The organism is Spirosoma oryzae, from assembly GCF_003002825.1.
Lineage (GTDB): Bacteria > Bacteroidota > Bacteroidia > Cytophagales > Spirosomataceae > Spirosoma > Spirosoma oryzae.
The window spans coordinates 142,378-168,067 of sequence record NZ_PVTE01000009.1 but is presented as its reverse complement, the minus strand read 5'-3'; the positions used below and the strand labels follow the sequence as shown (position 1 = coordinate 168,067).

Sequence of the window (25,690 nt, the reverse complement as noted above, 5' to 3'; positions counted from 1 at the left end):
ATCAGAGCATCAACATAAAAGCTTCGATTCGGTCAGCCAACATTCCGTGACCCACGGGGCCTGGATGTTGAACATCGTCACCTATACCATCATTGTTACTATCGAACATCACGGTACCCCTTTGTACCGAGTTGATTGGTAGAACGCCACCACGACGATATAGATCGAGCACAGGGATTGCCCACAAACCACATATTTCGATGGTCGCGTCTACATAATTCAAGACAGACAGCCCTCCTGAATTGTTGGTCGTTCTATGGTTTAAAGGGCTAATGAATCCAATTTTCTTAGTCGGATATTTCTCAATCAACCCCTTGCAGAGTACGTTTAAAGCTCCTTTAAACGTATCCACTGGCGTGTCTGTATTCACTCCTATAGGAATTGCTGCCGACCAGTCGTTTGTGCCGCCAAACACAGTAATATAGTCCGCGTCGTTGTCCATATCATTATACCGGGTTGCCATACTCGCCCCGAAGCTGTTACTCGTACCAGCCAAGCAGGTACCCGAAATTCCGTAGTTTCGAGCTGTCATGCCCCAACGTTGTGCGAGTATTGCCCGGTAGGTCCCGTTCACACCGACCCCATGTCCATAGGTGATACTATCACCCAGTGCGTTCCACTTTTTCCCCTTCAGCTTGCTAGAGATCAGGCTATCCGCGTAGGTTTTTGCGGCATCTCGCTGCGTATTTACGTAGCCGACATTGGCTAACTGATTATCGAAATAGGAAAACGAAGTAACAGTATCGTTCGCGTTAGCCATATAGAGGGCCGATCCCGCTACCCGCACGGTTGAAATACCTTTAACCGTCAGGGCTGCATCGTAGATGTCGAACGTAGTTGGAGTCGTCGGAGCGGTTAGTGTCACGTCGATATAGACGTGGATGTAACGAGCCTTCACCGCTGCTGCCCTGGTTGCCGTGTAGACTAATGCTGTATCCGTCCCCGGACTGGCGGAAGCCGATCCCATGTTGCCAGAGCTTCCACCCGTACTGTCCAGTGCGGCTACGTCATTCACGAACACGCGGGTAGTGGCGATGTTGGTGATGTTGCCACTACGGGAGATTAGCTTACAGGTGAACGCAATAGCATCGTTGACTGCCCAGTTGATCCCCTGAGTATCGAAGACGATGATCGGCTGCATTAAGGTAGGATTGACCGTGTTCGCCACTCCGGTGTATCGACTCCCGACGACAGGGTTAGACTTCAAGGGTCCAACCACTGCATCGGTATAGGCCAGTGCCTCTACCTTTTTCTGGTCCACGTACGTTTTCGTAGCTGCCGCTTCGGTCAGGGTCGTGACAGCCGTTATCGTGTCGGTTCCGTTCGCTCGGTAGAGGTCCGATCCCGGTAGCTTTGGGCCGGGCATACCCGAAACCGTGAATGCTACATCGTAGATTAACAGGTCGCTCGACACTGTTCCGTCGGTTAGTGACACGTCCAGAAACACATGCACGTAGCTGGTTTTGGAGAAATTGCTAGTGCCGCTTACTGCATAACTGATGGTCTGGTTAGCTGGTAATGTCGTGGACTTCGATATGTTAAGTGACGGTCCCGTAATGTCGTTGATTGTAGAAACACCATTCCAGAACGTGCGAATCTGGGGAGTAGAGACGATGTTGCCCGACTTGGAAACAATTTTGCAGGAAAACGTGAAACTGGCCCCTGATGACCAGGCGATTGCAGACAGGTCGAAAGCGAAGCAGGGTTGTACTAGGTTCAGGTTGTTGTTCTTTGCCCGGTAGAGATACCCGTCGATTGCAGGAGGAGAAAACACCCCCGATATGGCGGAGTCAAGAGTAGCTTTCGTAATTTCACCCGTGTCCCCCTTCGCGGCCAGTAGTTCCCACATCGCCGGGTCGAAACTAGCTCCTGATGTGCCCGCTACCAATCGTCGATAGGTGTTTCCGTTGTTTGTTACCGTATCATTCACCGCGTATACCGTATGGGCCGTCCAAACTCCCCGCCACGTCAAACTATTAGAAACAACAGTATTGAGTTTGGCCCGGTCTTCTGCCGTAAACCGGTACTGTGTACCATCTTGACCCAGAATATCGGATTCCCGCATGGTTTCCTGAATTTCCCGTTCCAGTCCATAGCCGTTGGGGTTATTGAATAAAGCAGCCATAAAAGCTAAAAATAAAGCCTGGGTGAAGTAGGTGAGATAGACTGAATCAATTGAGCAGTCCGGTTTCTAAAACTGAATCCGCAGCGTATCGGGGGGTAAGAGGGCGTACTGACCAGGACTACTCAGGGAATCCAGCTGCTCGAAGCTGGGAGCAATCGGTTGAACCGGGTAGCTGAGTTTTCCGGACCGTCTGGGTTTTATGCTGCCCAGCTTCGGCCGGTCTCCCAACTTTTGCTGCTGGTCCAGGTGCTGAAGGTGAATCCGGTAGTAGAGCATTCCGTTCAAAATAACCGTATCGGTTTGTCGGAGGGAATCCACCGCCTGGGCAATGGCCGAACGGGTCCGGGCTCCCTGCTGACTGACGACGGATTTAACGACCTGGGAGCTTTCCCGTTTAGCGGCAATCACTTCGTTATCCTTGTAGGCCAGGGCCGTCATGACCCGGTCGAAGCCGAAGACGATCAGAAAAAAGCAGATACCCCAGCTGACTTCAGCCCTCGAAAACGGCCGCTGCCAGAAGGGTTTGGGTCGGATCGGATCCGGGTTGGCTTCGACCAGATCGGCTACCCAGTGTAACCGGGGTTTGTAAGCCGGAATAGTGTCGATCTTGACGACTTTAACCGGGTACTTACCAAAGTACCAGTACTCGTAACCCAGACTCAGCCCCAGAAAGCCAAGTCCCAGCCAGATAAACAGGTAGGCCAGACTGGGCGTCAGGGCACAGATCAGCAGACACAGCCCGCTGCCAAAACAACTGATAAGCCCCACCCGGTCGTGACCGGTAGATAGCTCATGGGTCCGGTCCCAGCGGATGTAGAGGAAAAATACGTTGACAAGGCCCAGCAGGACAGTAAGCCAGATAAAGGCTTCTTCAGTACCGTAGATCATCGGTAATGGACGGATTAGGGTTTGTGTAAGTAATCATCCTGCTTTTTGGGTAGCAGGGTGGTGGCGATCCAGTGGCCCGAAGCCCCCGAAACAAAGGAGGAACAGTAGCCCGGCAGGTTGGTGACCGAACCGATCATGGGAGCAATCAGAGCCCCGCAGAAGCCGCCGGTTACCGTACCGATAAAGATCGTTTCCACCAGCTCCTTCGGGGTCTTGATGATACCCCGCTGTTTCTGGATGAGTCCGAAAATCAGGGCCCCGGCCGGGACGGCCAGCAGACTCAGAATCACGGGGGGAAAGTTATCCAGCAGGATACCCAGGGTTTTGACGAATTCAATCACGTTGAGAAAAGAGAAAAAAGGAAAGGGACTGAATTCAGAAGAACTGGCTGGGAAATCAGTAGATAGCTTTCAGGGCTCCCAGCTGACCGAGTCGTTGCAGGATGCCCCGGTTCTGGGTAAGAAAGTCCAGTTCTTTTTTGGTGATCCGGGTCTTGACCGGTTTACCGTCTTTGTCCAGGGTGGTCTCCGTCGTTGTCAGTTCATTCGGACTGGCTGGAACGGCTTTCTGACCGAATTGAACCGGAGGAGCCGAGCTGTCCAGGACCAGCTTGCCGTCCCCGTTGACTTTATACCGGGGAGCAAAAGCCGACTTAAACAGGTCGTAGTTGGCCATCTGCTGACGGGCCTGACTTAGCTTACCGGTAATACTGTTCAGACTGGCCGAGGTCTGCTGCCGGCGGGCTTCTTCGGTCTGCAAGTCCCGGACGTAGAACTGATCCCGCAGCTGGGCATTCTGACTCTCGATCTGCTGCCGGGCGGCCTGGTTGTACTGGTTCTCCTGGTTGCCGATCTGTACGTTCTGCCCGTCGATCTGTCCGTTGAGCTGATTCAGACTGTCCAGGTAGCTACTGTACTGGGCTACCTGCTGGGCCCGGCCGATTTGGGTACCCGGATCCGGTATCGACTGATTAGCCGCCTGGTAGGCATCCTGTATTGCTTGCCGGCTGGCCGTAGGGTTTACCCGGTCCAGGTGCAGGGGTACGTAGTCCATTTGTTGAAGGTATCCCGGCTGACGGGTCTGGGCATCCAGCAGGTTGTACAGATCCCCCATGAACTGCTCGGACCGGGGCCGGAATGGATTCAGCTCATCCACGTATTTTTGACCGGGCCGACGTTCGGCTACCCGGCTATCCAGACTGGAAATAATTGGTTCACCGGCTACGATCGACTGGACGGGTACACCCGACTCGGTACGAACCGGAGTCATGGTCCGTTCCAGGGAATCGGCTTGAATCTGACCTGGAGCGTAGGTTTGGGGAGCTACCAGCGGAACTGTGGGATCACCTGATGGATCGGGCAGAAAAGCCGAATAATCGGTTTTGGACAGACCGGCTGCCTGAGCCTGCCGGGTTACCGGACGGGTAGGGGTAGGCCGGTTGACTCCCCTAGTTTTCGGGTTTAGTTTACCAGCTGTTTTTTTGACAGGAGCCGGTTTAACCGGAGCCGGCAGGGTTCCAGTGGCCCACTGATCGATGGCTGACTGGGAATAATCGAACTGGCCCGGTTTACCAATTACTGGCAGGGGTCCATCCGCAGGAAACAATACCCGGCCCGTCACCGGATCTCGTTGTCCGTTGCTCACCGAGGGTCGGTGGTAACCCTGCTGCCCTAATGGGATCTCCAGCACCTGACTGGAGTTGGGTAGGTAGTAATCTTTGTCCGGAGTAGCGTGAATCACCTCACCTCCGTCCCCGTAGAGCAGGATATCGTGATCGACTCCGTCCATCGTGATCTGGTTGGAAGGGATCACCAGAGCCGGTTCGTGCTTATCCGGTGAATTTCGTTTGTAGCCCTGGGTAGATAACTTGACCCGGCCACCCTGCTGCATAACGGCCGTAGCTACCGGTTCCGGTTTTTTCATGGCTTCCTGCATCCCGAACACCAGATTATAAAGGGCCTGATCGTCCGGTAGCTGCTGCTGCTGAAGGGCATTCACGTGCTGACTGGTCTGAAAGGCTTTACCCGAGAGTTGCTGGTGTTTTGGTTTCAACACGTATTTTTTAGCCATTTTATCCCGGGCCGTCTGCAGGCTAAGAAATAGTTTACTGGGGGATATCGAACCACGGATCTTGACAGGTAACCCCAGTTCTTTACCTAGCTGGTTAGCTTGTTTACCCGAAATGGCAATCTGAGCATCGGCCGGATTCTGACTCCGCTCACCCCGGTTGATCTGAGTTTGGGAATCAGAGAGTATCGATTTGAGCTGATCGGTCAGTACGCCACCCTTACCCGGCCGTGCGTAATTAACCCCACCGGAATGAATCAGCCTAGGATCGTCATGGGACGGAGCCTGAGAATCGATCTGAACCAGATTACCCTGCAAATCCCGGCCGATTTCACCGGCTTCCACGATTACCTGATTGGTAGCTGGACCGCCCGACTGTTTTAGTTTCAGCTTCATAACTTTTTGAGCAGTTCCATAATTTTCTGCTGTACCAGCCCCCGGTCGATCTCATCGGGCAGGATATACGTGTACTCGGTCTGAAACTCGGAACCCGTCCGAACCCCGGCCGAGAGTAGTTCCCGAAGACAGCTGATGCTCTGCCGGAGATCGTCGTTGTAGAGCTTGACCATCCGGACCTGCTCCTCGGAGACTTCCGTAACAATCGGTTTGATACTAGCAGTCATAGGAATTATACCCGTACCGGGCGTAAAGGGGTTGTGCCGTACCGGTAATGGGCTGGGCCGCCCGTACTTTCTGGTACGGAAGATCCTTGAGTTTATTCCACTCCAGGGCCCGCTGCTGCTGAGCCTGTCCGTTCAGGGCCAGGGCCGAAGCCGCCTGAACAGCTACCGGAATACCCGGATTGAGTAGCGCATCCAGCCAGCCCGTGGGGGCCTTGATAACCGGAGCCTGTTGCTGGGGAGCCGCCGGTTGAACGGGCTGCAGACCAGTAGCCGGTTTCAATGGATCATTCCCGTAGGCTTTACCGGTCACGTTGTTACCCAGGGTCTTCATCGAGTAGTTGATCAGCTCCCGGCCCGTGTTATCCTGGTTATAGGAAAAGCCAAACTTCTGCAACTGGCTCGTTTTCCAGTCTGTTGCTCCGGCTGCTGACAGGGGAATACCACCCACCAGCTGGGGTTTGTAGGCCCGGAGCTGGTTAAAGCCGGGAGACATCCCGCCCTGCTGGTAGGTGGCCGGGTTACTCAGCTCGTCTTCCTGCTGATTTCGGTAAGCCCGGAGTTGCTGGTCCTGTACATTACCCTGTCCCAGCTGCTGCTGAATAAACCCGTTGATGGCCGGAACCGAAGATGCCGTCGGGTTGAATATCTTTTCCAGTCCGTAGTTTACTACCTGGCCGGCTACCTGACCGATCAGTCCCGTAATCAACCCACCGTCCTGGTAGGTTTCCCGACTGGAAGGTTCTCCGTGGAGCCGGCGGGCATAGGCCGCCCGACCCGCTTCGTTGGCCTGGACCGGATTGTACCGTTCGTAGCTCCGGCCGAAAACCCGGGCTGCTTCCGAAGCCGTCCGTGTCTGGTTTAACTTGTTTAAGACCGAAGCCGATTCCCCCGGTTCCGAGAGAACGTGGTCCAGCTGGAAATATGGATCGTAGGGATCCCGGCCCTGCTGTCGGGCTGCCTGCTGCAGTCCCTGCCACCGCTCGTTATGCCACTGGGCCAGCCCGTGAGACGTCCCCGAATCACCCACCGCCCGGGGATTAAAACCTGATTCCTGCTGAAGATTACCCACGATACCGGCGGCTACGTGGGGAGCCAGGCCCTTCTGCTCGGTGTAGTATCGAAACGCATCCAAAGCCGATAGATTCCTCGTAGTCCGATAAAATTGACCAGTCTTGTTCCCCGGCATTCCGGAATAATCCGATTGGTTGTCCGGGCTCGCCGGCCGGATTGATAAAGCCCGGGACCGGTACGTCGGCTGATACAGCAGCTGCCGGACAAACTCGTCGTCGTCCGTCGGATCGTAGTCCCAGACGGGCTGTTCGGCCTGCTGGAAATACGCGTCGTCCGAATCGCCGTCCGGTTCTGCCGAAAGATCCCGGCCGGTATCGATTGAGACCGGTTGTTGCCCGGCCGAATCAAATCCGTAGCCCGACAGATCGATTCCGTCATTGGCCGGTGCCAGGGAAAGAAGCTGGGTAAAATCGATCATACCGGTTTAAACTCGGGGGTAACGAACTGATGAATGAATTGCCGGTCGAACCGGCTGTTCTGGATGAAACTGAAACTAAAACCCGATCCGATCAGGGCTGATTTGTCGAACGAACGGATCGGATTGCGAACCGCTGCATCGTTGACGAACCGAACCGTACCCGACGGATCCGTCAGCCACAGGGGCTGCCCGGCTACGGTTTTGTCCAGGATACCGTTGATGTTCCAGATGCCGCTCTGAACCTGCACCAGCCGGGGACCCGGATTGATCAAAGCCCGCATGGATCCACCGGTAGCCGGAGCCAGCGAGATGATACCCGATGTCTGCCGGTCAGTGGTAACTACCAGTTGATCATAGGTTTGCCCGTCGAGCTGCTGGTAAGCATCCGTCCCCGCCCGGTAAAGCCGAACGTCGTGTCCGTAGCTCAGACTGGCCAGCCGAACCGAAGAAACCTGCTGACCGGTATGGATGGTCAGCATGAACGGATAAGGTTTACCCCCGAACCGCTGGTACTTCAGCCGGCTGTTGCGGTGAATCCAGCCCCCTTTCCCGCCGGTCATACCCGGCTCGTAGTAGGAAACAAAACCACCCGGCCAGCCCAGATATCGACTGGGGCTGAAACTGTAGTAGGCCCAGGTTTTGGTCGGAAAATGATAACCGATCGTCCAGCTCCGGTTCTCGAACTTTGTCGAATCGGATAAGCGAACCGGGGGACCATTCAGGGAAAATACGCCCTGATCCGCCCGGTACACCATACCTGAAACGATTGGGTAGTAGTCGGCCCGGCTCAGTAGCAGCCGGTGGTTGACGTCATCATAGACCAGCCGGATCGGCAGGGCTTCTTCCGGCAGGGCCGGATAAAGCGTTTTGAGTTTGGCCGGTAGGTGTTCCCGCAGCCAGAATTCCAGGGGACCCTGGGCCAGATTCTGGGGAATATCCCCCGGAGCCAGCAAATACAAAGCTCCCCGGCTGCTGTCGGCCCAGACCACTCCGTAGGGAGTACGGATCAGCTCCCGGTGCTGGGCCCCAATGGCTCCCCCGTCCACGGCAATAAACTGCTGGGGCCGGGTAGCAAACATGCCCCCGTTGCCCAGCTCGACGGTTTTGGCTCCGACGGGCAGCGTATCGTAGGCATTGTAAACCGAACTACCTCCCGTAAAGCGGGCCAGGATTTTACCGGCTTCCAGGGCCGTCAGCCCGATGAGCTTTCCCTGCTCGAGACCAAAATCGTAACTGTTGAGGGCTTTGCTGTAACGGAACTCGTCGGGTTCAGAGTAGATCGTCCGGTTGGGATGAAACTGGTCGTAGTACTGGTTGTACAGCTGAAAATCCGGGTAAGTCAGTAGCCGGTTCTGCCGCAGTGGAGCCGAGTAGGCTTTATCATAGAGGTAGGTGTTGTCCCGATCGATGGGAACCTGGTTTTCCTGGGTCCACTGGAAGGGATCGGTCAGTGGATAAAACCCGCCTTCCAGCAAATCATCCGCCCGCCGAAGATCCAGGTTGACCGATGATTCACAGAGAAAGTACGGGATACCGTAACTGTAGAGATGGACGTATCCCCGTTGGTAGAGCCCTTTGTTGACCGGTTGATCCAGCCGGGTAACGACCTGCCCAAATGAAGCTTCGACAGCTGTACGGACTAAACTACCTATACCTCCTAAATCGGGTACACTGGTTGGTAGACCGCTTGTATTGAATACATACGTTGGATACGCTACGTTGGCTAAATCGGTATAATTGACGGATGAGCCGGCTGGCAGTTTATACCAGGTCTGGGTAAAAAAGGAATGTTTCCGCTTCAGGCTGAATCGGTTGATAAATGTATCCCCACCGAAGTAATTCACCAGTCCCGTTGCGGATAGTTCCACCGGTGCATCCCCCATCTCCAGGTAGTTCATGCTCGACAGGTTCCCGTACTGAGCATCTTTTCGAACCCGGAGTGTAGCATATTGTAGCGAAACAGGTTCGGTTATTTCGATGTTCAGCCCGCCGGCTTCGTAGATGGTCCGCCGGCTGGTATCGGCTACAGTAGGTAACGGTAACGTAGAAAACCGGGGTTTGGGAATGGTAAACGTAGCTCCCCCGATGGTTACCTGAATAGTCTGTCCGCTGGCTCCGCCGTCACTTGTTTTCAAATAGACCGAGCGTTCCCGAAAACGATTGTTAATCAGATCGGGTCCTACCTGCTGAACAGCCGGTTCCAGATAGACCTGTTGTTCCAGGGGTCGGATACTGCTACCCGGACTGGTATTGAGTTTGTAGCCATTGTAATACCCAACTCCCGTAAACTGGGTTGATTGGTTCTCGTACGGAATGGCTGATTTTAGTAAGGTTTTGTAGGTTTCCGATTCCGCCAGGATTCGTAGAATTAGCAGAACCGGGTCACCATCCCGACTGATGGAAGTAGCCGTCAGATCAAAAGCAATTTGACCCAGTAGCCGGTTGAACAGTTTCTGTTCAGCCTGTCCCTCGGCCAGCCGAAACTCACCCTGCATCTGACCGACTTCCTCGGTTTCAATCTGCAAATAGTCCGCCCGACCAGCGGTGGTAAAATGAGTATCCGGTGAATGAAACGTATATCGGTTCGACGGTGTAAATGGTAGCGGGGTCTGGGCCGCCAGAGTTCCCTGAACCGAATCTCCGTACGAATAATCTTCCACGCTCAGCAGGGGATCGGTCCTCCGGTCGTTGAAGGGATAGTTCGGATAATAAACCGTTTTGGCTTTGTGTTGGTAAGAATTCAGATTGAACAGAGCTCCTCGGGCCACCACCGAAGCCTGTCCCGTCCGGTCGGCCCGAACGATGCGGAACCGGCTGATCAGACCGGGTTTGACCACCCCGTCCGCTTCGGCCCGCTGTACGGCCTGCCGAATCAAGGCCGGATCAATCTGGATACCCAGTGGATAAATGTAGTTGGCTCCTTTGGTCAGAGCCGGGGCCGTATTCCCCGTTACCAGCCCGTCGTGAATGTGGGTGACGGCCGAGGAGGGTAGCTTGTGGTGACGAATCGGAGTCCCGCACAGCTCTCCCCACACCTCGGGCCGGTTGGGATACCTCAGACTGGATTCCCAGTATCCCATCGAGCCGGATTCCCACAACGCTCCCGGTTCGGGATTACGGGGGGCAAAGTTCAGCGTAGCCGTCGAACGTACTTTCCAGCGGGGTACGCCCGAACCAGTAGTATCCAGACTTAGTCCGTCCGCCGAGATGTCCGTTGTCCAGTCCGTGGATACCGACGGGCGGCCCGGTAGATGAAACACGCCCGTCTCGTCCCCGTCGTTGTACTCGAAAACGATCCCCAGCCCGATTACCTCGTCCCGGGGGTAGGTTTTGAATTGGGCCGCTACCAGCGGATCTCCGTACGCTCCTTCCCTGAGCCGGGTGGTCTGCCATTGAACCGGGATAGTAAGCAGGTATTTCTGCAGATTCGAAATGGCTTTTTCAGCCAGCCCCCACCGCAGCAGCCGGTTAGCCCCAATAGTCAGCCCATCACTGTGATCGTAATGGGTCCTCACTTCCAGCAGCTCGGCAAGACTCAGCGGAAACCGGGTTTCGTTGCCCTGCAGAACGATCTGCTGACCAGTAATCGGATACACGTCCGTTTGGTAGGTGGTTACCTGCCCGCCGATGTTCAGCAGGACCCCCAGGACCACGTGGGTATAGATCGTATCCGAGGGAGCCAATAGCTGACAGGTAATACTCTTGGATGAGACTATGCCGGGTTTACTGATAAGCGGTCCGTCGAAAAGCGGAATCAACCGGCTACCCGAACCAAATTCGGTTAATCGTTCTCCCTGGGCGGTAGCGTAGGCAGCCCGTACCTGAACCGCTCCCGTCTCAAAACTACCTCCGGTATTGACCGAACCGATACTGACATGGGGTAGACTGGCCAGTGGATCGAGTCGGCAGCGATCACAGTCCAGTGAGTTTCCGTACTGAGGCTCCTGACAGGGACCTCTACCCGTAATCGTTCGGCTGTCCGTATGCAGACTCAGCTGACCGGCTACATTGACGGCTAGCCGAATCCGGCGGTCCGGGTTACGACCATCGGCCAGGTAAATAAATAAGGAATCGTTTTTAAGCTGGTAGGCCAGGGATAGTTCCGAGCTGAAGTCCAGACAGGCCGAGCTTAATAGATTTATCACCGTACCGACGGGTACCGATTCGTCACTGACTTCAGGGCCCAGGTTGTGGCCCACCTGATCGATTCGGGACAGATTACCGTTACCGGTAAACAGTAACGTCCGGGCCAGTTCGGCAATCCGCAGGGTACCGTAGAGGGTATACCCATCGGGTAACAAAAAAGCCAGCTCGGAGGCTGGCTCATTACTCCACTGGTAGGAACCGGTAGGGTGGGATTCCGCCCGGCCGTTGAGCACGTAGGTAACGCCGGGCTTCTGCTGAATGGGATGGGTATCGGGCGAAAGGCCCTGGTCCGAGGACGAACGGATGGGTTCCATAACTTACCGGTAAAGCCGGCGTTTTTGCCGGTGAAAAAAAGTGGCTACCTGCTGGGGAGACGGGAGTTTGACGGCAAACTGGGCATTCCGGTAGGCTACTTCGTACTCCTGGGCGGCCTGTTGGAGCTTACGTTCCAGGTTCAGTTCTTCCCCGTTAAATTGCCAGTCATGAATCAGCTCGTACACCAGCTTTTTCTCCAGAAACGTCTGAATGATCGGATTGTCCGGAATGGCCGGCAGCTCACCGGGTTCACTATCTCCCACGTATTGCAGCCAGATCTCCTGATCGTCCAGCGGCAGATGAAGCCAGCCGGCTTCCAGTTTATAGCCGTGACGGCTGCGGGGGTATGGTTCGTAGTACCGGGTCTGATCGCCCGTCTGGGTCGATACCGAATGAACCGACTGGAATCCGTCAGGCAACCGGGCTTTCCCCCGGATCAGGGCTAAGGGGGTTTCCAGCTCGTAGCCGGGCAGCAGGCCCAGATCGTGCAGACCGGCCCGGAGAAGCCGGGGAAAATCCACCGGATCAATCATTCCCGTTTCGTCGTAGGATCGCAGGACCCGTCGAACCCGTCGAATCAGTGTATCGGCGTTGACAAAGGTGTAGGACATTACCGGTGGGGAATAGCTTGTTTAGCCAGGGGCAGGTAATCCTGGCCAGCAAAGATCCGCTGGGCCAGCTGACGATTGAGGGCCCGGCTGGCTTTGAATCGCCACAGGGTTCGGGTGGGCAGCCGGGTGTTGCTTAGCGGGGCCCAGACGATCCGGTAGGTGTGCTGAAAGGTATGCCGGTTGTAGTTGATTCGTTTTTCTCCGGTCTTGCAGAAATGAATCCGGTCGATGAAGGGTTTTTTGGCATCAGACCGTCGTTTGATCTTTTCTACCACCAGCAGACCCAGCTGGGCCGGCAGAGTAAATCCCGTACGGTTGCTGAGGATTTCTTCCCCGATCAGGGCCATCATCCGTAGCATAATCTGCTTCCAGACCATAAACGGTACCGGGGGAGCCAGCTCCTGGTAAAGCCCTTTGTTAAAACGGGGGGTTCCCCTACGCAGTGGGTCGTGGAGCGGTAGTCTGGGCATTCTGGTTGGGAAAGGAATCTTCGGGTATGGGTAGGGGAGCAGCGGCCAGGTTCTTGCAGACACTCGTCAGCAGGTCTTCTTCCAGGTGGTCCGGTACGGGCAGCAGCACGTCCAGTTCCGACTGGCAGCTACCCGGCTGCCGGTACGGCTTACCGAAATACCGAACCTCGATCTGGGTAATACCCGGCCGGGTCAGTACCAGGTAATTCTCGTTATCCAGCCAGCCATAAAAACCACAGCTACCCGCCTGCTGCAACGGCGTCGATAAGGTCCAGCTGGTCCCGTCACTCCCCAGAATCTGCAGGTACGGGTTCAGACTTCCCTGAAAAATCGGTGGTAAGGGATTTACCGAGCGGCTCCGACCGTCTACGGTGGTCAGTTCGATGAGTTGCCGGGTAAACAGGTTGGTCTGCTTCCAGGTCTTGCGGCTGTCGGAATCCCGCCGGATCAACAGGGTCAGCATTTTTTCCAGTTCGAAGCTGATCATCCGATTGGACAACCGGCTGTCTACCGTATCGGCCCGAAACCGGCTGCGTACCTGATAAATCCAGTCCCGTCGGGTATTCACTTGGCCAGCAGGGTTACCGTGTAGAGAACCCCCATCACAATCAGCAGGATTCGGGTATAATCAGTCTGGACGGGGAGCAGCCAGGGTTTATCCGTTGCTGACGGCCGGGTATTCAGCAGGTTGAAATGCTCGAAGGCGTACCGGATTATCCGGTCACCGATCCGGGCCAGCGTGAGCAGAACCAGTCCGTTCAGAAACAGATAAACCAGCTGATGACCGGTAGCCCCGATTTTCAACAGGTCCAGAAAGCCGATGCCGGCAAAGCCTAGTACCAGCAGCACCAATGGAGCGGCCACGGCCAGCAGGGGAGCCACGTACGTACTGAAAAACGGGGTTTCCGAAAGCCAGCTTTTGAACCGATCCAGGTATGAAGGTTTAGGCGGTTCGATCTCCCGGGTGACTGTATAGGAAACCCGGACCTGTTCCCATTGAATCAAACTGGCAAACAACTCCTGAGTATCAGCTGACGGTACTCCCTCCTGGGTTTTAGCTACCCAACCCAAAGCCGGTATTAGTTTCTCGTAGTTAAAACCATCTACCAGCTCATCGACGGCTGGTATACGGTATTCGGTTTCCTGAACAATCATAAGGCGAGATTTTTTAGTCTTTCCCGTTCCATAATAGAAGCCCGAACGGCTATTACGGGTTTACTGGTGGCTACCCGTTCGGTTAACGTTATCAAGGATACGACTTCACTGAGGTGGTTAGCCTGGATCGTTACCAGGCCAAACGTTTGATGAAAATTCTCCAGTTTGTCCAAAGGGTAAGTAAACATCAACTCTTTCGTGTCATAGAGTATAACCTGGATATAGTCCGGGTTAAACCCGGTAAAGTCGGCATAATGCTGCTTCAACGTACCGGTGTCATATCCATTCCAACGAATTTGATTCACAGGCTCCAAAGGCTCAGTTGATACTGTAGTGAAGAAAGTACTGCCAGTCGGTCTGAGCGGCTTTTCCGATTTCCAGAGTTTCCTGGGCGGGTCCGAAATAAAGGTGACCCGTCTGCAGATCGATCACGGCCTGGGAGCCAAAGCTGGTGGAAAACTGGGGTTGGGGATCGCCCGGTGGTACGGCCCGGTAAAACTGACCGTGGACCCGGCAGGAACAGCCCAGACCAGTCGCTACGGCCAGTTGACCCTTGATCGACTGCATCCGTAGCTGCAGGTCCGGAGTCAGACTTTCGGCCGGCAGCTGACCGGGTGATTTATACGGGTAAAGCCGGAAGGGAACCCGCTCGGATTCGGCCAGCCAGTTAGCTTCTAGGGGCGTTGGATTCATAAGGCAAACTTACCCGTCCGGTTCGAACCGGTCAGGGTCCTGAACGAACGGGTAAGGATTGGGTTTACCGGTTGACGGGCGTATACTCCTGTCCGAATACCCCCTGTTTACTCGACATCACCAGCTGCCAGAGCGTACCAGAATTACCCGAACAGGTTCCGTCTACTTCGACCCGGAGCGTTTCCCCGTGGTGGAGCAGGACCGTTTTACCGGTTCGCACGTCATCCCCCAGACAGCCCGAGGTAAATACCTGACGGCCGTCGATAAACAAACTGATCTTGTCGGGTATACTAAAGGGGTTGAAGGCTACGTAAACCGTCTGATCGACGCAGTTGGTATTCTGATAGCTATAGTTTTTAATCTCCGCTTTACCGTCATACCGCTCGGATACATTGGCTTCCGAAGGCGTACAGGGGACGTTACAGGCCGGTACCGAAAAGGTCAGGGTCGTATCGGTAAACGACGAACAGTCTCCCTTGTAAACCCGGATGGTTACGTCCTGATTGTAGCCCGATGAGCGGCTATTGAAAGATAAACCGTAATCGACAGAACCGTTCTGCAGATACCCGTCGGGAGCCGAGCAGTCACTGGTACAACCAAAGCTGCTACCGTAACAGTACCGGAATTTTCCCGATCTATCCCCGTTCCGAATCGAAAAGCCGCCCCCCGTAATTTGCCCGTTCTGGCAGCTTGGCTGAAAAGCCGTCACGGTCATCGGAGCCGGTCCCGTCTGACAGACCGGAGCCGTAACGGTAACCGTCTGATCCCACCACTGACCGCAGTTGGCCGTATTCCAGCCCCGTACCGTATAGGTGTTTGAGTTGCCCGGAGCCGGGGCCGGAATGTCGATCAGAAACGAGCCGTTGGCCGACGTTAGCGGAGTACCCTGCTGGCAGTCGATGGGACCCGTGTAGCTGGTACCACTCGTGTACCGGTACCGATCCACCCGTTGAATACCTGTTAGCAGTAAGCCGCTCGAAATCGAGCCGTCACAGGTCGGGTTGCGGGCGGACAATGTAAAGCTGGGCTGGGTATCGTTGTTTCCGCACGGGCAGCTTTGCAGGGCCTGAATAATCCCGTTCTGAACCTGAACGATCTGGGTAAACGGATCCCCCGGGTTCTGGTGAACGGGAAACCAGCCGGTATTATTCCAGGCGGTACAGTTGACGAAGTTATCGAAGATTTTACCACCCACTCCCAGGTAATCGACCGGATGCCCGCCTTCGTTCCCGGTCGTTCCGCTACAGACTCCCTGACAGGCTTCATCGGCCGTATTGTAACGAACCTCGCCCGGTGGAACGGCAAACCGGTACACGTTATTGGGTGGGGAACAGGTCTGAGGAGCTCCGCAATAGAGCGAAAAAGTCTGGGCCGTCTGACAGGAACCCGCGTTGACCTGAAGGGTATAGGTGTGGGTCTGGGCGTCCTGGGGAGCATTGAAATAGCAGTACCCGTCGGTATAGCCGGTATACCTTTCGGTGGCATCGCCGGCCAGCTTGACCGAGATCGTAGCCGGTCCGGGTGCGTTCTGGATACTCAACGGGATTTTACCCATATCAGGAGCAGGTCGGGGTTCCCAGCGAAATAGTCAGGTTACAGCTGGAACCAGGCTGGCAGGTCGGTGAATTGACGGTAACGATGGCATCGGCGTAACTGGAACAGTCCGAACCACCCCAGATTCGGATGGCGTAGGGCTGGGACTGTCCCTGGGCCGGAGCATTGACGGGAATACTTACCGAAGAACCGGTAAAGGAAATGGCTCCCCCGCAGTCGTTACCCGAAATGCTGTTGTTCTGGTAGATGTGGTAGCGGTTTCCGTTGGCAATGTTACTCAGCTGAACGGTAGCCGACGAGCTTAGGGTAGACCCCGAACAGGTGGGCTGGATTACGTTGGCCGTAAAACTGACGGTCGATCCGGACTGACAGGTCAACGCACCGGTCAGCTGCTCGGAAACGCAGACGGGTGAGGACGAATCCTCGATCCGCATCCGGTAGTTGTAAGTCCCCGTCAGGGCCGAAAAAACGATGTTCCGGCTTCGGTCGTTGCTACTGCCGCAGCCCGAGCTACAGGGAATCTGGTTACCCGAAGCGGCTTCGGTGATGGTAACTTTAAAAGGGGGCGTTCCCCCCGAAATGGATAAGGTTGTTGCCGCCATTAGCTGAGCAGAAGTTTGAGCTGGGCCACAACGGCCGGGTTAGCCTTCAGGTAGGTAATCAGATCGAGCTGGTTGTTACTGACCAGCGGTTTAAGCTGGTAAAGCAGCCCGCCGGCTTTGGTTCCGTCGGGGAACTGGAGACAGTCGGCGGGCAGGGTATCCACGCAGCCGGCAACGGGTGGGTCCTGGCAGGATGAACAGGCCATAAAAGAGAGGTTTAGAACTGGGGAGCCTGGTTGACGGTATTGATCCAGCCGGGTTTGAGGTATTCCGAGCCGTTGAGACCACTCCGGTTGGCACCGGGAATACCGAACTGAAAGCGGGAGATGATCCCGTTCCAGGGACTACCCGCCATCGAGAAGGTATAGGTCTGAAAGCTGTCGGTGGCGCTGACGTCGAATTCCTTGTACTGACCGGCCTGAGCCGCCTGGATCTCGGTCTGACCGGGTTTAAGCCAGCTGATATAGAGCCGGGACAAGCCTTTGATGGCCGCGTTGAGATACAACGTCTGCAGGCTGTCTACCTGCCAGCTGCCCGACGGAGAAACGAATACGGTCTCACCCCGGGATCCGTCCTGCTTACGGGGTTCCCCCATGAACAGCGTACTCACGCCCCCGATCTTCTGGAACTTACCCGACAGACTGGCCCAGCCCTGGAAGTCTCCTCCCGAGAAATTCCATTTCAGGGGCAGCGTCGGAATCATCTGAGCCGCCCGCCAGGTCTTGAACTCGGCATTGCTACCCACGTGGGTAAAGCCCTGAACCATCCATTTACCGATACTGTCGGCATCTTTAAAGTCAGCAATATCGATGTAACCACTGGAGTTGGAGTACTCGTCACCCGCCTGACCGATAAACTGTTTACCCCGGACCCGGGAGCAGTGAGGAGCGAACAGCGTAAGCCCCCGGCCCGACGTCGGGTTGTAGGAACCGATGTAGTTACCCGTCGTATAGTAGATCCCCGTATCGTTCTGACCGCCCGGGAAATCACTTTTCTGAATCTGGGTAGTCGTACCATCGGTTCCCAGCTCGACCAGGTACTGGTAGTTGTTACCGATGGTATAAATAAACGGACCTTCCTGTTCTCGACCTTCGAACGTACGCTGGGAATCAGTTCGGTTACACTCGATCAGATAGGTCCAGCAGTAGCTGCTGCCCAGCAGATAGTACCAGGCGTGACGAACGTACTGGGTATCGATGTTCTGGATGCTCCATTGTTTGGGTGTCGTTCGGACGTAATCGACCAGACCCAGTCCTTCCACGTTTTTCCGCTGGTAAAAGGTAATCGTTGAGCGGTCCAGGTAGCGGGAACCACCGGGAACCCCGTTGTAGCCCGTATCGTCCCCGGTCTGGTTGGTGTTTTGTCCGGCTTCGTAGTAGGAATCTCCTGACCCGATCGGCGTTCCGTAGATCGAGTAGTCACCCGATCGTCCCGTATCCCAGGCATCAGGATTGCTGGGCTGACCGATCGCGTAGGTATTGACCAGGTTGATTCCGTCCCGTTTATCCTTGATGATGGTAATCGAACCGCCAATCGATTTATGAATCCCCAGTACGATCTGGTCGTTTTCCAGAATTTTAGCCGTAGCATTGGGCCAGTCGGAAAGCTGGTTCTGATCGGGAACGAACGGAGCCCGACTGAACATATCCGCCAGCGAAGGAGACTCGTAGAAACCCCCGCTGATTCGGGTAGCGTTACCGGCCGAGGGTGGAATCGTCGAGTTTTTAACCGGAATAGCTGCATAAACCCCTTCGGCAATTTTTGCCATCCCCGTGTTGTTGGGGTGGGCTTTGACCCCATCGGTCGGTTCGGTCGTCTGTCCGGCCGGCTTATCGAAGCCAAAGTTGGCCGGATCACCAATCAGGGCCGAACCCGTCCAGAACGGAATACCCTGTTCCTGGGCAATCTGGATCAGATTTCCCGTTACGGTCGGTTTGTTCCAGACCGGCGTTCGAATCACGATCTGAATAGTCGGGTTGACGGCTTTGAAGCGGGCAAACAGATCGAGGACTTTTTGCTTAAAGCCCCGGCCCGTAACCCCGTCGTCATCCACGTTTTCCCCGATGGCAAATATCAGCAGATCGGCTCCTACGTTATAGGCATCCGCGTAACTGTCCAGACTACGGGTATCGTAATTGGCTTCCCAGTCGGGTACCGATGCTACGGTTACGCCACTGGTCAGGCCGTTGATGCCGTTGGCATTGTTTTCACCTCCCAGGGCATAAGCCTGCAGGGCCGGGTTACTCAGCCGGAGCTTGTCGATTAACCGGTGGCGGTAATCCTTGCTGGCTTCGGTAGCCGCCATCCCCCAGTTGTAGGGCCAGCCGATACCGGGAACCGCTGGGTGGAAACCGATCGAGTTGTCCCAGAAGAGTACCTTGTTGTAAGCCTTTACCGACGGATCGACCGGCGTCGTTGAACTGGGTTCGAACAGGACCAGATTCGTTACTTCCGTGGGGGTCCAGAAAAAATCGAAAGTAACGCCGTTATCGAGCTTCCCCGTAATCTGGATCGGTAACTGGGGAATTCCGCCCGACCCATCGGCTTTCTGCCGGAAATCCCACTGCCGGGTATATATTCCCTGCCCTGACAGGGGACCGGCTCCGTAGAAAACCCCGGACGACAGATTCGGATTATCCGGGTTAGCCATGACAAATACGGCCCCGTCCTGCCGCAGAATCCGAATTTGGATGTTGTCCCCGGCCTGGTTGATGTACAGCCGTTTGGTAGCCGCCTGGTAGGTAACCCGCAGACTCATACCCGAAGGGTAACTGGGACGGCTGTAGCTCAGCGACTGGGGCGGCAGGGTAACCCCGGCGGCATCCTGAATGCTCAGCTGAAAGCTCCCACTCGCTAATGTCGAGGGGAGCTGAATGTTTCGGACGTAGCTCATAAACTGCCGCTGGCCTGGGTCGTACCGGCCTGGTCTTTGAGAGTATAGGTGTAGGGGGGCGTCAGACCGGTATCGTCAAAGCTGACGGTGTACTGACCGGCCGAGTTGGTGGGTTGTACGGTAGCCGGACTCTGACACGATGGCAGGGCGGCAAAGCTGCTGGAGTTAGTTAGGGTCAGTAGCTTGCTGCCGATGGTCTGACCGCCCTGTTTAAGCACAAGGGCCCCGCTGTAGCTGCCCGTACCGCTAAGCTGGGTATACACCAGTTGGCCAACGGCCGTAGTAGATGACTGGTTGAAATCCAGTACGGTCAGACTGGCTCCGCTGGCCGACGCTGTTTCCAGTTCGGCACTGTAGCCCAGATTCGGCTGTAAGCCGCTGAAGCTGACCAGGTGACGAACGCTGCAAAGTCCGTTATCGTTACAGGACCCACTGATCCGGCAGCTGGCACTCAGCTCCCCGATCTGCTCGGTGGTCAATTGCTGGGGAGCAACCGAGAGCTGGGTGGTTTTGGCCGAGCCCGAACAGTCATTGACCGACAGGCTGAGTACGCCCGGAATACCGTTGCCCGTCCAGGTAACCGTCACCGATTCGCCCGAAGCCGAACCGGTAATGATACCACCCGAGATGGTCCAGCTGTGGCTGAGTACCGTACCGGCCGTTACGGCCCGCTGGTAGGTAACGCTGGTACCCGGAATCGGCTTGATCTGACCGGTGATGGTCAGGCCGCTTACCGGTATGCAGGCCGGGCCGATACTGGTTTGTTTGCTGACGGGGTAGTTATTCCCGTCGCAGCCCGTCACCGTGGCCGTCAGACTACCTGACTGGCTGAAGCGAACGGTGGCCGCTGTATCCGTCTGGGACTGAATCTGACCCCCGGCAATGCTCCAGCTGACGTGGCCCGGCGTTCCGGCGTAGCTCAGCTGGTAGGTCAGATCGGTGTCTGGGGAACCCGTAGCCGGCCCCGTCAGCAGCAGACTCGTCGGAGCCTGGCAGGAACAGATAACCTGGGGAACTCCGCCGACGATCATTGTCTGGCAGGGGGACGAGCCCCCCGTATCGCAGCAGAACTGCTCTTTCAGGGTTGGATCCGTGGTGATCTTCTGCACCAGGCTGGAGACAAAGTGGGAATCATTTACCAGCTTGGTACCGACCTGGGTAATAAAGCTGGGATTGTTGGCCAGCTGGGAAACGAAGTACTCACTGGCGGCCAGTTGAGAGAGAAAACTCTGGTTGGCCAGCAGCGTGGAAATAAAGCTGGGGTTGGTGGCAATCAGTGTGGCCAGCCCCGAGACAAATACCGAACTGGCCAGCAGTTGCTGAATCAGATTACCGATGTCGGTGGCCGTCCGCAGGTTACAGATAGCCTGGCCAATAGCTTCCAGCAACCCCCCCATCGTAGCCGGAGCCGGTTTGTTCTGCAGAAAGCAGGCCAGATTTAGCTTGGCCGGTTCGGGCAGACTACGGGCGCACAGGGCCTGATCGATCCGTTCCAGAATCGTCTCCAGACTAACCCCGTTGGCCAGCGCCAGGCAAATCAGCTTACTGGTCTGGCCGGGGGTCAGGTGGTAGATAACCTGGCTTGAATCGATAATCAGACCCGTCCCCGAACCCGGAGTGGTTGAACCTGTTCCCTGGCAGCGGGTACAGGTTGGTTTTTGGCAGGGATTAGCAGGCTGACAGGCCACGGGATAAACAGGTTAACCGGCGGCTCCGACTAGCCCAGTAGGCCAGCCAGATTGCCGAGGAGGAAAGGTGGGAGCGGGCTCCCAGGGTTTCGGACAAGATGGAATCAGCCGTTTGCTGAACCGCCGAAAGCCCGGGTGAGAAGCTCGATTTCAGGTTGATACGGCCGGCGGTCTGGTCGCAGCAGGGCGGTCTCCAGGACTGTTCGGTAGATGTCATGCTTTTTGGGGCAGCTCAGCCGGGGTAGCTGGGTGAGCAGATACCGCAGGTGCGGGGTAGAGAGGTTCACGGACAGGTGGTTTGTAACCCCTGAAAATACCGCTGCCCCCCGGCTAAATCCCCGGCCTGAACCGATGAGGTAGCCGCCAGCAGCAGGGCCGTGACTTTTTGCAGGGTCTGGTAGTTACGGCTGGTCACCGGTTCCTGCAACCAGTCGATGGTCTGAATCCAGCGGTTAAGCCGGCATTCCAGCTGGTAGGTTCTCAGAAAGGGGTAACAAAGCTGGATCTGGTCGTGCGGGGTTACCGAGTAATCAGCCGTGTAGATACCGTCGGGCAGTAGTTCTCCCGGGTTCAGGGGCCGGATGACGGTGGTTTCTCCGGGTTTGATGGGAACCGAGCAGCTATTTCGGCCCGGAACCGTAAGTACGAGCCGAGGGTATTCGGGGTAGCCGTTATAAACCGACAGGTCCTGCAGCAGGATGGTCTCGTCGGTGGCCGGCAGCGAAAGCAGTTCGAGGTGATGACGGGTCATGGGAAAAAGAAAAAAACGGGAGCCATAAAAAATGGGGTGGTATCATCGACACCACCCCATCCGCATCACAACCACCTTAGAGGGTTACCAGGGACAGGTCAGAGTCTACCGAAGCCACCAGCGAGTTGATGGCTGCTTCGAACTCCTTACCCTGCCCGACCGGGAAGAAAAACCGGTACATAATCTTAAAGCCCGTTTCCCCGAAGAAGCCCATGTTGTTCGACTTCGTGTTTACCGTCAGCTGGTACTCGTCGTAGTACAGCTCCGGCTTGGCAATGAACCGATCCCCGTAGAGTTCCCGAACGATCGGGTGATAGGTGTACTCCTTCAGAAAATAACCCAGGCTGTCCCGTTCGGTCTCAATGACGTCCCGGCCAAAACCAACCGGATAATCCGAGTTCTGCAGGATCGTGAAGGGAACCGACGTTGTCTGACAGACCGGCCCCGTATAATCGTGGGAGAACGCCGATACCCGGATCTGAACGGGTTCCAGATCACGCCGGTCGTAGCCGATCAGCGGGAACGTTACCTCGTTTACCGGCCGGATAAACCGGGCTCCTTCCAGGATAATACCGCACGAGCAACCCGTTGTACCCGAACCCGTCAGCACTACCGGTACCCAGGGAATGCTGTCGTAGGCATCGGGGGCCACGAACTTGTAGCGTTCCAGCCCGCAGCTGTCGTCGAAAACTGCATCCGAGTAAGTCGTCAGTTTATACCGGCGGGTACACTGACCATCCACGTCTTCGGATACCCCCGAACCGTAGCGGGCCTGCAATTCGACCAGCCGGGACGTACCGCAGGTCGTATCCTGCAGGGTAATCGTGTAGTCGGCGGGAGCCTTCGAGAAGGTTTTACCGGTTGCCGTCCAGGATAATGTCTGGGCCGCCGGGGGCGTACACAGACCCCGCTGGAGTCCCTGAAACTTCACTTCGGCCGAAGCGGTACCCGTACCGGCTTTGATGTTGGTCTCGAACTGGGCCGGATCCTGGGCGGCCGGCATAACGTACTGGAAGACGGCTTCTTCGGGCTGTCCGCCAATTTTGGTTTTGCTGATCTGACCGGGCTGGTCGGCCGGAGTCGTGTCGTTGGGTACCGTAACCTCAAAGACCGAACCCTGAGCCACCAGTGTGTAGCCACTCGGACAGGTCGAACAGTTGGGCAACACGGGGTTCTTGCTTACCGATAGCTGAGCCGGGGCGTTACCGGCTCCCGAAGGCGTCTGAACTAGGTAAGTCGAGATCTGGTCGGCGTAGCTTTTCCGGGTAACGACTTTACCGGGGTACTGGGCCTGAACCCGGCCCAGGGCCGCTTCCGAGCCCGTATCGGTAACGTCGATGCTGTATTCACTGAACTGAACCAGACCCGACGGCGGGGTATCACAGGTCGAAACACCCGTGGCTTTGACCAGAGTTTTGAGCGGAATGGTACCAAAGGTTTTCCGTTCGAACTGGTCGAGGAAGGCCTTCTGGATTTTCGCGCAGGCCTGTTGGGTACCGGGTTCGGCATCGCCCAGACAGTCGGGTTCGATGTTGAATTCCTGGTGGAGCCAGCCCCGCTGGTTGGTCAGCTTATGGATGGGTGATCCCGTCAGGTGCAAATGGAACTGAACCGATTCTCCTTTTTTAACCGAAAGGGTTTTGGCCGCATCCGAACCGTCGTAACCCACGGCTACCATCGGCTCTTTGGTAAAGGGTTTGGCGGCAATCCCGTTCCAGCCCACGATCTGTTCGGCCTTGAATTCGACCGTCTGGTGGGGGAAGGAGGGCAGCTGAGCCCGGGACGTCAGGGCCGAATACCGATTCGGGAAACCCTGCATGATTTTAAACTTGCGGCCTTTGTTTTTGACCGGTGTACGGGTCCCTTTGAAGCGGGTCTTACCGTCCTGCTGAAACACACCAATCTGCTCGGTTGCCAGGTCTTCAGGACCAGTCCCGGCGAACAACTTGGTGTTGTTTGTGACCATCGAGATTCGCTGGCCGTTGTAAAGTTTTCCTTCGTTCATAAAGGGATCCGGTGCGTACCGGAAAAAAGGGTAGGGGTAAAAAAGAAAAGGTTAGGCTTGTAGCTGGGGCAAAAGCAGCTGAAGGATCTCCTGTTGCAGCTCGGCCGGCATGTCCGAATTGATTGCCTGGCTAATCGACCCGTCGAGTTTCTGGTAACCGGGTAGCTCCAGATCGATGGGCCGTTGGTAGTAGCTGATACGGGCCTGGTTTACCTGAAAGTTTCGCTGGTAAACCAGTAGCTTGCCCCGGGCCTGGCTGTAGATCGTTTCCCGCCAGTCGAAGTCCGGCCGCAGCATCGGGTCTTCCCACTGCTCGGCTACTAGCTGGGGCATCTGGGGTGTGGCCAGCAGCTCGGCTTCGCAGCTGTCACGGATAGCCCGTACTCGGATGCTGGTCAGCTGGTAGAGGGTATCGGGTAGGTTAAACGAGCGGAACCGGTCGGGGGTTTCTCCCTGTACAGGGGTCAGCAGTTCGTCGGGAACGTAGAGGTAGCTGAGCTGATCCCGGAGTACTGAATCCGACCGGCTTTCCAGGGACTTACCGAACCAGCTGGCCTGAGCCGCGTTCCAGAGGGCAACCCAGATGTCGGGTTCGATCTTCTGACCAACCCCCGTACCCAGCCGGCTTAGCTGGGCCAGGCTCTGGTAGTACAGCTGTTCGGTGGTCATCTAGCGGGCCAGATCCATCAGCGAATCCAGCAGGTGAGTGTTTTCCGGCAGCAGCAGGGTATCGATGGCTTCCGAATCGGTTTTACCCAGTTCGTGTTCCAGCAGCGTGTACTGACTACCGACTTTGACGATCCGTTTTTTCTGACGGGCCTGCCGGAACAAATAAGCGGCCTGTAGTTCTTCGGAATCTTTGTTGAGCACCAGTTCGAGGGCTTCGAACTCTTCCACCGTTTTTTTGGTGTCCCGGTAGTTGTTCAGCTTTTCGTACAACTCTTCCCGGCTCATGTGAATGTTGGGCTGCATGTTCAGATAAGCCACCCAGTAAAACAGCCGGTCGGGGTTGTTCCGCTGCGCGTGAATCAGTGAACCGACTTCGTCCTTTAGCTCCCGCAGGCGGGCCCGGCGGCTGATGTGCAGTTTGGGATCGTAGACGTAGAGAAACGTGTTTTCGTAAGCCGGTTCGTCCAGGTCTTCTTCCGACGGGGCCAGCCGCCGGTTGGCAATGGCTACGTAGTACTGCAGGGCTTCCTCTGGCTTTTCCAGATCCAGCGTGTACTCCAGCAAATCCCGTCGAACCAGATCCAGCCGGTAATCACTCCAGAAGTCCGAGGTTGCCGACAGATCCTGGTTAAAATGTTTGGTGAAAAAATCAAGCCGGTCACTAGCTTCTTTCTGAGCCGCTTCCTTGAGCTTTGGATTTTTGATGGCCCGGATGCTGGCCGCATCCGCGTTGAGTCCCGTTACCCAGGTCCGGTTATCGGTTTCCAGCCGGACTCCGTAGGTCTGGTGGACACCCGGCCAGACCGAGCGGTTATTGTGCCGGCTTTCGGTATCGTAGTACCGGGCGACTTTGCTCGGCCGCTGCCGGATAAATTTTAGATCAGCCATAGGCTTGTCAGTACGTTCTCAGGGGTGGTTAAAAGGCCCCGACCGGAATTACCCGGCC

The 25,690-nt window shown here is 56.0% G+C and carries 22 protein-coding genes; all 22 read right to left on the bottom strand.

Annotation, left to right across the window (positions count from 1 at the left end; all coding sequences use genetic code 11):
• Position 1: 1 nt before the first annotated feature.
• Positions 2 to 2,125 carry a GDSL-type esterase/lipase family protein gene (locus CLV58_RS12670; RefSeq protein ID WP_106138189.1) on the bottom strand — a complete coding sequence of 708 codons (2,124 nt, stop codon included), beginning with the start codon at positions 2,123 to 2,125 and terminating at the stop codon, positions 2 to 4.
• A 66-nt stretch (positions 2,126 to 2,191) separates the two neighbouring features.
• Complete coding sequence (locus tag CLV58_RS12665) at positions 2,192 to 3,013, bottom strand: hypothetical protein (protein ID WP_106138188.1); 822 nt, start codon at positions 3,011 to 3,013, stop codon at positions 2,192 to 2,194.
• A 14-nt stretch (positions 3,014 to 3,027) separates the two neighbouring features.
• The gene (locus CLV58_RS12660; RefSeq protein WP_106138187.1) at positions 3,028 to 3,354 is read right to left on the bottom strand and encodes a hypothetical protein; all 327 of its coding nucleotides are present in this window, start codon (positions 3,352 to 3,354) and stop codon (positions 3,028 to 3,030) included.
• A gap of 55 nt (positions 3,355 to 3,409) precedes the next feature.
• On the bottom strand, positions 3,410 to 5,476 hold the full coding sequence (locus tag CLV58_RS12655; RefSeq protein WP_106138186.1) for a hypothetical protein: 2,067 nt from the start codon (positions 5,474 to 5,476) through the stop codon (positions 3,410 to 3,412).
• Positions 5,473 to 5,703: a hypothetical protein gene (locus CLV58_RS12650; protein WP_106138185.1), complete on the bottom strand. Its 231-nt coding sequence runs from the start codon at positions 5,701 to 5,703 to the stop codon at positions 5,473 to 5,475. Before CLV58_RS12650 ends, CLV58_RS12655 begins: the two co-directional genes overlap by 4 nt.
• On the bottom strand, positions 5,693 to 7,192 hold the full coding sequence (locus tag CLV58_RS12645) for a phage tail tip lysozyme (RefSeq protein WP_106138184.1): 1,500 nt from the start codon (positions 7,190 to 7,192) through the stop codon (positions 5,693 to 5,695). The genes CLV58_RS12650 and CLV58_RS12645 overlap by 11 nt, the downstream gene beginning before the upstream one ends.
• Positions 7,189 to 11,652 (bottom strand): hypothetical protein, encoded by a 4,464-nt coding sequence (locus tag CLV58_RS12640; protein ID WP_106138183.1) that lies wholly within the window; start codon positions 11,650 to 11,652, stop codon positions 7,189 to 7,191. The genes CLV58_RS12645 and CLV58_RS12640 overlap by 4 nt, the downstream gene beginning before the upstream one ends.
• Positions 11,653 to 11,655: 3 nt before the next feature.
• Positions 11,656 to 12,264: a hypothetical protein gene (locus tag CLV58_RS12635; RefSeq protein WP_106138182.1), complete on the bottom strand. Its 609-nt coding sequence runs from the start codon at positions 12,262 to 12,264 to the stop codon at positions 11,656 to 11,658.
• The gene (locus CLV58_RS12630; RefSeq protein ID WP_146141427.1) at positions 12,264 to 12,734 is read right to left on the bottom strand and encodes a hypothetical protein; all 471 of its coding nucleotides are present in this window, start codon (positions 12,732 to 12,734) and stop codon (positions 12,264 to 12,266) included. Before CLV58_RS12630 ends, CLV58_RS12635 begins: the two co-directional genes overlap by 1 nt.
• Positions 12,700 to 13,302, bottom strand: coding sequence for a hypothetical protein (locus tag CLV58_RS12625; protein WP_106138180.1), 603 nt, complete (start codon positions 13,300 to 13,302; stop codon positions 12,700 to 12,702). The genes CLV58_RS12630 and CLV58_RS12625 overlap by 35 nt, the downstream gene beginning before the upstream one ends.
• On the bottom strand, positions 13,299 to 13,889 hold the full coding sequence (locus CLV58_RS12620) for a hypothetical protein (RefSeq protein ID WP_106138179.1): 591 nt from the start codon (positions 13,887 to 13,889) through the stop codon (positions 13,299 to 13,301). Before CLV58_RS12620 ends, CLV58_RS12625 begins: the two co-directional genes overlap by 4 nt.
• A 318-nt stretch (positions 13,890 to 14,207) precedes the next feature.
• On the bottom strand, positions 14,208 to 14,582 hold the full coding sequence (locus tag CLV58_RS12610; RefSeq protein WP_106138177.1) for a hypothetical protein: 375 nt from the start codon (positions 14,580 to 14,582) through the stop codon (positions 14,208 to 14,210).
• Between the two features lie 64 nt (positions 14,583 to 14,646).
• Entirely contained in the window at positions 14,647 to 16,137 is a 1,491-nt protein-coding gene (locus CLV58_RS12605) for a hypothetical protein (RefSeq protein ID WP_106138176.1), read from the bottom strand.
• 1 nt (position 16,138) lies between these two features.
• Positions 16,139 to 16,738: a hypothetical protein gene (locus CLV58_RS12600; protein WP_106138175.1), complete on the bottom strand. Its 600-nt coding sequence runs from the start codon at positions 16,736 to 16,738 to the stop codon at positions 16,139 to 16,141.
• The gene (locus CLV58_RS12595; protein ID WP_106138174.1) at positions 16,738 to 16,944 is read right to left on the bottom strand and encodes a hypothetical protein; all 207 of its coding nucleotides are present in this window, start codon (positions 16,942 to 16,944) and stop codon (positions 16,738 to 16,740) included. The genes CLV58_RS12600 and CLV58_RS12595 overlap by 1 nt, the downstream gene beginning before the upstream one ends.
• A gap of 11 nt (positions 16,945 to 16,955) precedes the next feature.
• Positions 16,956 to 19,631, bottom strand: coding sequence for an SGNH/GDSL hydrolase family protein (locus CLV58_RS12590; RefSeq protein ID WP_106138173.1), 2,676 nt, complete (start codon positions 19,629 to 19,631; stop codon positions 16,956 to 16,958).
• Positions 19,628 to 21,319, bottom strand: coding sequence for a hypothetical protein (locus CLV58_RS12585; RefSeq protein ID WP_106138172.1), 1,692 nt, complete (start codon positions 21,317 to 21,319; stop codon positions 19,628 to 19,630). Before CLV58_RS12585 ends, CLV58_RS12590 begins: the two co-directional genes overlap by 4 nt.
• Positions 21,320 to 21,423: 104 nt before the next feature.
• Positions 21,424 to 21,606: a hypothetical protein gene (locus tag CLV58_RS12580; RefSeq protein WP_106138171.1), complete on the bottom strand. Its 183-nt coding sequence runs from the start codon at positions 21,604 to 21,606 to the stop codon at positions 21,424 to 21,426.
• Positions 21,603 to 22,070, bottom strand: coding sequence for a hypothetical protein (locus CLV58_RS12575; protein ID WP_106138170.1), 468 nt, complete (start codon positions 22,068 to 22,070; stop codon positions 21,603 to 21,605). The genes CLV58_RS12580 and CLV58_RS12575 overlap by 4 nt, the downstream gene beginning before the upstream one ends.
• A 76-nt stretch (positions 22,071 to 22,146) precedes the next feature.
• Entirely contained in the window at positions 22,147 to 24,075 is a 1,929-nt protein-coding gene (locus CLV58_RS12570; RefSeq protein WP_106138169.1) for a hypothetical protein, read from the bottom strand.
• 51 nt (positions 24,076 to 24,126) lie between these two features.
• Positions 24,127 to 24,744: a hypothetical protein gene (locus tag CLV58_RS12565; RefSeq protein WP_106138168.1), complete on the bottom strand. Its 618-nt coding sequence runs from the start codon at positions 24,742 to 24,744 to the stop codon at positions 24,127 to 24,129.
• Positions 24,745 to 25,632, bottom strand: coding sequence for a hypothetical protein (locus CLV58_RS12560; RefSeq protein ID WP_106138167.1), 888 nt, complete (start codon positions 25,630 to 25,632; stop codon positions 24,745 to 24,747). It lies immediately after the preceding gene.
• Between the last annotated feature and the right edge of the window lie 58 nt (positions 25,633 to 25,690).

Excerpts from the sequence above, each read along its gene's own strand:
- CLV58_RS12670 (WP_106138189.1), bottom strand. The coding sequence starts at position 2,125 with ATGGCTGCTTTATTCAATAACCCCAACGGCTATGGACTGGAACGGGAA.
- CLV58_RS12665 (WP_106138188.1), bottom strand. The coding sequence starts at position 3,013 with ATGATCTACGGTACTGAAGAAGCCTTTATCTGGCTTACTGTCCTGCTG.
- CLV58_RS12655 (WP_106138186.1), bottom strand. The coding sequence starts at position 5,476 with ATGAAGCTGAAACTAAAACAGTCGGGCGGTCCAGCTACCAATCAGGTA.
- CLV58_RS12650 (WP_106138185.1), bottom strand. The coding sequence starts at position 5,703 with ATGACTGCTAGTATCAAACCGATTGTTACGGAAGTCTCCGAGGAGCAG.
- CLV58_RS12645 (WP_106138184.1), bottom strand. The coding sequence starts at position 7,192 with ATGATCGATTTTACCCAGCTTCTTTCCCTGGCACCGGCCAATGACGGA.
- CLV58_RS12640 (WP_106138183.1), bottom strand. The coding sequence starts at position 11,652 with ATGGAACCCATCCGTTCGTCCTCGGACCAGGGCCTTTCGCCCGATACC.
- CLV58_RS12635 (WP_106138182.1), bottom strand. The coding sequence starts at position 12,264 with ATGTCCTACACCTTTGTCAACGCCGATACACTGATTCGACGGGTTCGA.
- CLV58_RS12630 (WP_146141427.1), bottom strand. The coding sequence starts at position 12,734 with ATGCCCAGACTACCGCTCCACGACCCACTGCGTAGGGGAACCCCCCGT.
- CLV58_RS12620 (WP_106138179.1), bottom strand. The coding sequence starts at position 13,889 with ATGATTGTTCAGGAAACCGAATACCGTATACCAGCCGTCGATGAGCTG.
- CLV58_RS12610 (WP_106138177.1), bottom strand. The coding sequence starts at position 14,582 with ATGAATCCAACGCCCCTAGAAGCTAACTGGCTGGCCGAATCCGAGCGG.
- CLV58_RS12605 (WP_106138176.1), bottom strand. The coding sequence starts at position 16,137 with ATGGGTAAAATCCCGTTGAGTATCCAGAACGCACCCGGACCGGCTACG.
- CLV58_RS12600 (WP_106138175.1), bottom strand. The coding sequence starts at position 16,738 with ATGGCGGCAACAACCTTATCCATTTCGGGGGGAACGCCCCCTTTTAAA.
- CLV58_RS12595 (WP_106138174.1), bottom strand. The coding sequence starts at position 16,944 with ATGGCCTGTTCATCCTGCCAGGACCCACCCGTTGCCGGCTGCGTGGAT.
- CLV58_RS12590 (WP_106138173.1), bottom strand. The coding sequence starts at position 19,631 with ATGAGCTACGTCCGAAACATTCAGCTCCCCTCGACATTAGCGAGTGGG.
- CLV58_RS12575 (WP_106138170.1), bottom strand. The coding sequence starts at position 22,070 with ATGACCCGTCATCACCTCGAACTGCTTTCGCTGCCGGCCACCGACGAG.
- CLV58_RS12570 (WP_106138169.1), bottom strand. The coding sequence starts at position 24,075 with ATGAACGAAGGAAAACTTTACAACGGCCAGCGAATCTCGATGGTCACA.
- CLV58_RS12565 (WP_106138168.1), bottom strand. The coding sequence starts at position 24,744 with ATGACCACCGAACAGCTGTACTACCAGAGCCTGGCCCAGCTAAGCCGG.
- CLV58_RS12560 (WP_106138167.1), bottom strand. The coding sequence starts at position 25,632 with ATGGCTGATCTAAAATTTATCCGGCAGCGGCCGAGCAAAGTCGCCCGG.